6 protein-coding genes are annotated in these 6,462 nt (G+C 62.9%); 5 read left to right on the top strand and 1 reads right to left on the bottom strand.

Annotation, left to right across the window (positions count from 1 at the left end; all coding sequences use genetic code 11):
- Positions 1-38 precede the first annotated feature (38 nt).
- A complete protein-coding gene (locus HHA01_RS01720) occupies positions 39-938 on the bottom strand; it encodes a LysR family transcriptional regulator (protein ID WP_141317379.1) in 900 nt (299 codons plus the stop codon).
- A gap of 122 nt (positions 939-1,060) precedes the next feature.
- Between HHA01_RS01720 and HHA01_RS01725 the strand changes: the two genes are divergently transcribed.
- The 5 genes from HHA01_RS01725 (at position 1,061) to HHA01_RS01745 (ending at position 6,371) form a co-directional block, all read left to right on the top strand.
- Positions 1,061-2,170, top strand: coding sequence for an S-(hydroxymethyl)glutathione dehydrogenase/class III alcohol dehydrogenase (locus HHA01_RS01725; protein ID WP_141317380.1), 1,110 nt, complete (start codon positions 1,061-1,063; stop codon positions 2,168-2,170).
- Positions 2,171-2,235: 65 nt separating this feature from the next.
- Positions 2,236-3,087 carry an S-formylglutathione hydrolase gene (fghA, locus tag HHA01_RS01730; RefSeq protein WP_141317381.1) on the top strand — a complete coding sequence of 284 codons (852 nt, stop codon included), beginning with the start codon at positions 2,236-2,238 and terminating at the stop codon, positions 3,085-3,087.
- A gap of 316 nt (positions 3,088-3,403) precedes the next feature.
- Positions 3,404-4,546, top strand: a complete 1,143-nt coding sequence (gene gbdR / locus HHA01_RS01735; protein WP_141317382.1) for a choline metabolism transcriptional regulator GbdR — start codon at positions 3,404-3,406, stop codon at positions 4,544-4,546.
- 14 nt (positions 4,547-4,560) lie between these two features.
- On the top strand, positions 4,561-5,259 hold the full coding sequence (mtgA, locus tag HHA01_RS01740) for a monofunctional biosynthetic peptidoglycan transglycosylase (RefSeq protein WP_141317383.1): 699 nt from the start codon (positions 4,561-4,563) through the stop codon (positions 5,257-5,259).
- Between the two features lie 134 nt (positions 5,260-5,393).
- A complete protein-coding gene (locus HHA01_RS01745) occupies positions 5,394-6,371 on the top strand; it encodes a dipeptidase (RefSeq protein ID WP_141317384.1) in 978 nt (325 codons plus the stop codon).
- Positions 6,372-6,462 lie beyond the last annotated feature (91 nt).

Consider the following 6,462-nt stretch of genomic DNA (forward strand, 5'->3'; position numbering starts at 1 on the left):
GGTCCCTTTCGCGCGGTGCCCCTGGGCACCGCGTTTTTTTATCTGCCCCGCGCATTGCCCGGCAGGCGCGGACCCAGCGAATCCACCAGGTAGTCGAGGAACTGACGTACCTTGGGGGAGCGATGGCGATGTCGCGGGTAGACGGCCCAGACGGCCGTGTCATCATGCTGATAGGGATCCAGCACGCTGATCAGGTCGCCGCTTGCCAGGTGTTCATCCACATAGTAACCGGGTAGCTGAGCCAGCCCGAGGCCCTTGAGCGCCGCGTCCAGCAGCGCCGGTCCGGAGTTGCCGCGCCAGGGGCCGTCGACACGAATCTCGCGCCGTACGCCGTCGACGTCGAAGCGCCAGTATTCGCGTGTGCCCACCAGGCAGCGATGGCGCGACAGCTCGGAAAGTGCATGGGGCTGACCGTGGTGCCTGAAGTAGTCGGGTGAACCGACGACGAATTCGCGGCGTTCGCACAGGCGGCGGGCAATCAGGGTGGAGTCCTGCAGGGTGCCCATGCGAATGGCGATATCGAAGCCCTCGTCGATGATGTCGACCTGACGGTTGGTGAAGTGCATCTTCACTTCGAGCTGCGGATGCAGGCGCATGAAGTCATGCACCAGCGGGGCGAGGTAGCGCTCGCCGAAGGTGGTGGCGCAGGTCAGCCCGAGCAGGCCGCTGGGCCGGGTCTGGAGCTCCTTGACGGCGGCCTCGGCTTCGCGGAAGCCATCGAAGAGGTGGTGACAATGCTGGTAATAGAGGCGGCCGGCTTCAGTGAGACTGATGCGACGGGTGGTGCGATAGAGCAGCGGGGTGTCGAGCTGGCTCTCGAGCTGGCTGACCAGGCGGCTGACATGCGAGCTCGACACGCGCAGTCGTTCGGCGGCGGCGTTGAAGGCGCCCAGGCGCACGACTTCGATGAAGGCTTCCACTCGATCCCAGCGTTGCATCGGTGCCTGACTCCATGATTATTGCTGTGTGACAATGATGTCATGTATTTGATGCAGTTTATACGCTCCCCGTTGTTGCCTAGACTGGAGCGGTGCCAATCCATCACTTTGAAGGAGTGATCATGAAATCTCGTGCCGCTGTGGCTCTGGAAGCGGGCAAGCCGCTGGAACTGACCGAAATCGATGTCGAAGGCCCGAAGTCGGGCGAAGTCCTGGTTCGCATGGCGGCCACCAGTGTCTGTCATACGGATGCCTTCACGCTCTCGGGCGCCGACCCGGAAGGCAACTTTCCCTCGGTGCTGGGGCACGAGGGTGCCGGCGTCGTGGAGGAAGTCGGCGAGGGGGTGACCAGCCTGCGTCCGGGGGATCACGTCATCCCGCTGTATACCGCCGAGTGCGGTCAGTGCAAGTTCTGCCTCTCCGGCAAGACCAACCTGTGCAGCTCCGTGCGGGCGACCCAGGGCAAGGGGGTGATGCCGGATGGCACCAGCCGCCTGTCGCTGGATGGCCAGTCACTGCACCATTACATGGGCACCTCGACCTTCAGTGAATACACGGTCGTGCCCGAGGTGTCGCTGGCCTCGGTCTCCAAGCAGGCGCCGATGGACAAGATCTGCCTGCTGGGCTGCGGGGTGACAACCGGCATCGGGGCGGTCATGAACACCGCCAAGGTCGAGCCGGGCAGCACCGTGGCGGTCTTCGGCCTGGGCGCCATCGGCCTGGCGGTCATTCAGGGTGCGGTAATGGCCAAGGCCAGCCGTATCATCGCCATCGACGTGAACCCGGAAAAATTCCAGCTTGCCGAGCAGTTCGGCGCCACCGAGCTCGTCAATCCCAAGGATTACGCGGGCTCCATTCAGGAGGTCATCGTCGACATGACCGACGGCGGCGTCGACTATTCCTTCGAGTGCATCGGCAATGTCAATGTCATGCGCTCGGCGCTGGAGTGCTGCCACAAGGGCTGGGGCGAGTCGATCATCATCGGTGTGGCCGGTGCCGGCGAGGAGATTTCCACACGGCCCTTCCAGCTGGTGACCGGTCGCGTCTGGAAGGGGTCCGCCTTCGGCGGCGTCAAGGGCCGCACCGAGCTGCCCGGCTATGTCGAGCGCTACATGAACGGCGAGCTCAACATCGACGACTTCATCACTCACGACATGCCGTTCGAGCAGATCAACGAAGCCTTCGAGCTGCTGCACAAGGGTGAAAGCATCCGCACCGTGCTGCATTACTGATAGGCAGCTGGCGCCGCGCGGGCGAAGCCCGCGCGGTATTCTGCGCACTCGACGAGGAATCGCCCATGACCATGACCGAAAATCTCGAACTGGTCTCGGCCAATCGCAGCTTCGGTGGTTGGCACAAACGCTATCGTCATCGCTCGCGGGCACTGGACTGCGAGATGATCTTCGCCATCTATCTGCCGCCCCAGGCCGAGACGCAACGTGTGCCGCTGCTGTGGTGGCTCTCGGGACTGACCTGCAACGACGAGAACTTCATGCAGAAGGCCGGTGCCCAGCGGCTGGCCGCCGAACTGGGGATCGCCATCGCCTGTCCGGACACCAGCCCCCGCGGCCTGGACCTGCCCGGCGAGCACGACAGCTATGACTTCGGTTCCGGGGCCGGCTTCTATGTCAATGCCACCGAGGCCCCGTGGAAAGACCATTACCGGATGTACGACTACGTGGCCGAGGAACTGCCGTCCGTGGTGCGTCAGCATTTTCCCGTGAATGGGCGCGAGTCCATCAGCGGTCACTCAATGGGCGGGCATGGTGCCTTGATCATGGCCCTGCGCCGTCCCGGGCACTATCGCTCGGTGTCGGCCTTTGCCCCGGTGGTCAACCCGACGCAATGCCCCTGGGGGCGCAAGGCCTTCACGGCCTACCTCGGTGAGGATGTCAGCAACTGGACGCAATATGATGCCTGTGAGCTGGTGGCTCGTGGGGCGTCCCGCCAGCCGCTGTTCATCGATCAGGGCGAAGCGGACAACTTCCTGGATGAGCAGCTGTGTCCGTCCCGGCTGGAAGCGGTGTGCGCGGAACATGACCATCCGTTGACGCTGCGTCGCCAACCGGGCTATGACCACAGTTACTTCTTCATCGCCAGTTTCATCGATGAGCATCTGCGTTATCACGCCGAGCGCTTGAACGCCTGAGGGACAGGCCTCGACAAGGGTGTTCGCGCAGGCACGGAATGCCGGCCCCCGAGCGGGGTCGGCTTTTTTATGGACAGGGGGCGGATGTCGCTGCGTTGATGTCCTGTTTGCGACACAATATATCATTTTGCGTCGCCAGTGTTCCGGAGTAGGGTCGGAAAGGGTGCCGAAAGAGAAATTCAGCATGTCAAATAACGACACAAGTATTACATTGAGGGGTAGGCGCATCCTGGCCATGTGGATGCTTTAGTCGTTGGCGCCAGGCGCCGCGCGACAATAACAAGATGGTCCGTGACCACCGATCTGGAGTTTCAAGATGACCAACACCGCCCAGGCTCCACCCAAGGTCGCCCCACAGACGCTGGGGTTTCTTCTGCTGGAAAACTTCACGCTCATCTCGCTGGCGTCCGCCATCGAGCCCCTGCGCATGGCCAATCAGCTGGCCGGCAGGGAACTGTATCGCTGGTACACCCTGAGCCTCGACGGCAGTGCCGTGAGCGCCAGCGACGGCATGAAGGTTACACCGGATGCCTCGACGACCGTGCCCCTGGCCCTGGATTCGATCATCGTCTGTGGTGGTGTTGCCCCGCATCGCAGCGTACAGCGCGAGCACGTCAACTGGCTGCAGGCCCAGGCGCGTCGTTCGCGTCGCCTGGGATCGATCTGTACCGGCAGCTGGGCGCTGGCTCGAGCCGGCCTGCTGGACGGCTATGAGGCCAGCGTGCACTGGGAGTGCCTCGCCGCCATGCAGGAAGCCTTTCCCAAGGTGGCGCTGAGTACCCGCCTGTTCTCGATCGACCATGATCGAGCGACGTCCTCGGGCGGCACGGCACCGCTGGACATGATGCTGACCCTGATCGGTCGGGATCATGGCCGCGAATTGTCGGCCGGCATCTCCGAGATGTTCATCTATGATCGGGTACGCGGTGAGCAGGACCAGCAACGTGTGCCGCTCAAGCATGTGCTGGGCACCACCCAGCCTCGCCTTCTGGAAATCGTGGCCCTGATGGAAGCGAATCTGGAAGAGCCCATCAGCCTCGATGAACTGGCCGACTACGTGAATGTCTCGCGGCGCCAGCTCGAGCGACTCTTCCAGAAGAACCTGAGTTGCTCGCCGTCGCGCTATTATCTCAAGTTGCGTCTGACGCGGGCGCGCCAGCTGCTAAAGCAGACCCCGATGTCGATCATCGAGGTGGCCTCGGCCTGCGGTTTCGTGTCCACACCGCATTTTTCCAAGTGCTATCGCGAGTATTTCGGCATTCCGCCGCGTGATGAACGGCTGAGCAGCAGTGCCGTCGAGCTGGTGCCGCCGGTTCGACTGGGCGAGGAAGCGGCGTCGATGCTGCAGACGGCCTCGGCCTTCGAAGCCGTGCCCGATGAGCCGGTCTCCGGTGCCCTGTCGGCGCTGGATCAGGCGCGAGGCGAGCCGACCTACGCCAGCGTGAGGTTGCGATCATAGGCGAGCGAGGTCGAATGCGAGGCTGGTTGCGACGTCTGGCGCGAGTCCTGGGGCTCGCGCTGCTGGGCTGGGTCGGTATCTCGGTGCTGCTGGTGTTGATGTTCCGCGTCATACCGGTCGGCGGCTCGATGGTCATGATCGAGCGCAAGATAGAGGCCTGGCTGGCCGGGGAGTCGCTGGACATTCGCCAGGAGTGGCGGCCCTGGGCGGCGCTGTCGGATAACGCCAAGCTGGCGGTGCTGGCTGCCGAGGATCAGCGCTTTCCCGATCATCACGGCATCGATTTCATCGAGCTGAGGAATGCCCTGCAGGCCAGTCTGAACGGCGATGAGCTGCGCGGTGCCAGCACCATCACTCAGCAGACCGCCAAGAACCTCTTTCTGTGGACCGATCGCAGCTGGGTTCGCAAGGCCCTGGAAGCCTGGTTCACGCTCTGGCTCGAGCTGCTCTGGCCCAAGGAGCGGATCCTCGAGGTCTACCTCAACATCGTCGAGTGGGACGCCGGCGTCTTCGGCCTCGAGGCGGCGGCGCAGCATTATTTCGGCGTCTCCGCCGCCAAGCTGTCGCTGGCCCAGGCCAGCCGGCTGGCGGCCATCCTGCCCAATCCGCGCGGCTGGAGCGCCTCGCGCCCCAACAACCATGTGCTGCAACGCAGTCGCTGGATTCGCGGGCAGATGGGCAACCTGGGGCATGCCTATCTGGAACGTCTCTAGGGCGTCGCTCCCGGATTGTCGCGATTGCGACGTCGGTGACGCTTTTGGGATCCTACCGGTCGCTCCCAAGCGCCGGGCACAGTAGGCCGAGATATATCCTGCCGGCAAGATCATGCACCAACCGGAGTCTTGCCATGACACCCGCCGAGCTGCACAACGATTCCATCGTCATCGATGGTCTGGTCATCGCCAAGTGGAACCGCGAACTCTTCGAAGACATGCGCAAGGGCGGCCTGACAGCCGCCAACTGCACCGTCTCGGTCTGGGAAGGGTTCCAGGGCACCGTCAACAACATCGTCGCCACCAATGCCCTGCTGGCCGAATCCAGTGACCTGGTGCTGCCGGTCCAGACCACGGCGGATATTCGTCGGGCCAAGGAAGAGGGCAAGACCGGCATCATCTACGGATTTCAGAATGCCCATGCCTTCGAGGACCAGATCGGCTATGTCGAGGTCTTCAAGCGCCTCGGGGTGGGCATCGTGCAGATGTGCTACAACACCCAGAACCTGGTCGGTACCGGTTGTTACGAGCGTGACGGTGGGCTCTCCGGTTTCGGCCGCGAGATCGTGGCCGAGATGAACCGCGTGGGTGTCATGTGCGACCTCTCGCATGTCGGCGAAAGGACCTCCACCGAGGTCATCGAGGCGTCCGAGAAGCCGGTCTGCTATTCCCACTGCCTGCCTTCGGGCCTCAAGGACCACCCGCGCAACAAGTCCGACGAGGAACTCAAGTTCATCGCCGACAAGGGCGGCTTCGTCGGCGTCACCATGTTCACTCCCTTCCTGCGTGCCGGCGTCAACGCCACCATCGATGATTATGTCGAGGCCATCGCCTATGTCATGAACATCGTCGGCGAGGACGCCATCGGCATCGGCACCGACTTCACCCAGGGCCAGGACCACAACTTCTTCGAGTGGCTGACCCATGACAAGGGCTATGCCCGTCGCCTGACGCGTTTCGGCGAGATCATCAATCCCAAGGGCATCCGCACCATCGGCGAGTTCGGCAACCTCCCCGAGGCCCTGTTGCGGGGCGGCTTCAGCGAGTCCCAGGTACGCAAGATCATGGGCGAGAACTGGATGCGCGTGCTGAAGGACGTCTGGGGCGAGTAAGAAGGAAGAAGGAAGAAGGAAGAAGGAAGAAGGAAGAAGGAAGAAGGAAGAAGGAAGAAGGAAGAAGGAAGAAGGAAGAAGGAAGAAGGAA

Source organism: Halomonas halmophila (genome assembly GCF_006540005.1).
GTDB lineage: Bacteria > Pseudomonadota > Gammaproteobacteria > Pseudomonadales > Halomonadaceae > Halomonas > Halomonas halmophila.

Coding starts and splice junctions, on each gene's coding strand:
- HHA01_RS01745 (WP_141317384.1), top strand. CDS start 5,394: ATGACACCCGCCGAGCTGCACAACGATTCCATCGTCATCGATGGTCTG.
- gbdR (WP_141317382.1), top strand. CDS start 3,404: ATGACCAACACCGCCCAGGCTCCACCCAAGGTCGCCCCACAGACGCTG.
- HHA01_RS01720 (WP_141317379.1), bottom strand. CDS start 938: ATGCAACGCTGGGATCGAGTGGAAGCCTTCATCGAAGTCGTGCGCCTG.
- HHA01_RS01725 (WP_141317380.1), top strand. CDS start 1,061: ATGAAATCTCGTGCCGCTGTGGCTCTGGAAGCGGGCAAGCCGCTGGAA.
- fghA (WP_141317381.1), top strand. CDS start 2,236: ATGACCATGACCGAAAATCTCGAACTGGTCTCGGCCAATCGCAGCTTC.
- mtgA (WP_141317383.1), top strand. CDS start 4,561: ATGCGAGGCTGGTTGCGACGTCTGGCGCGAGTCCTGGGGCTCGCGCTG.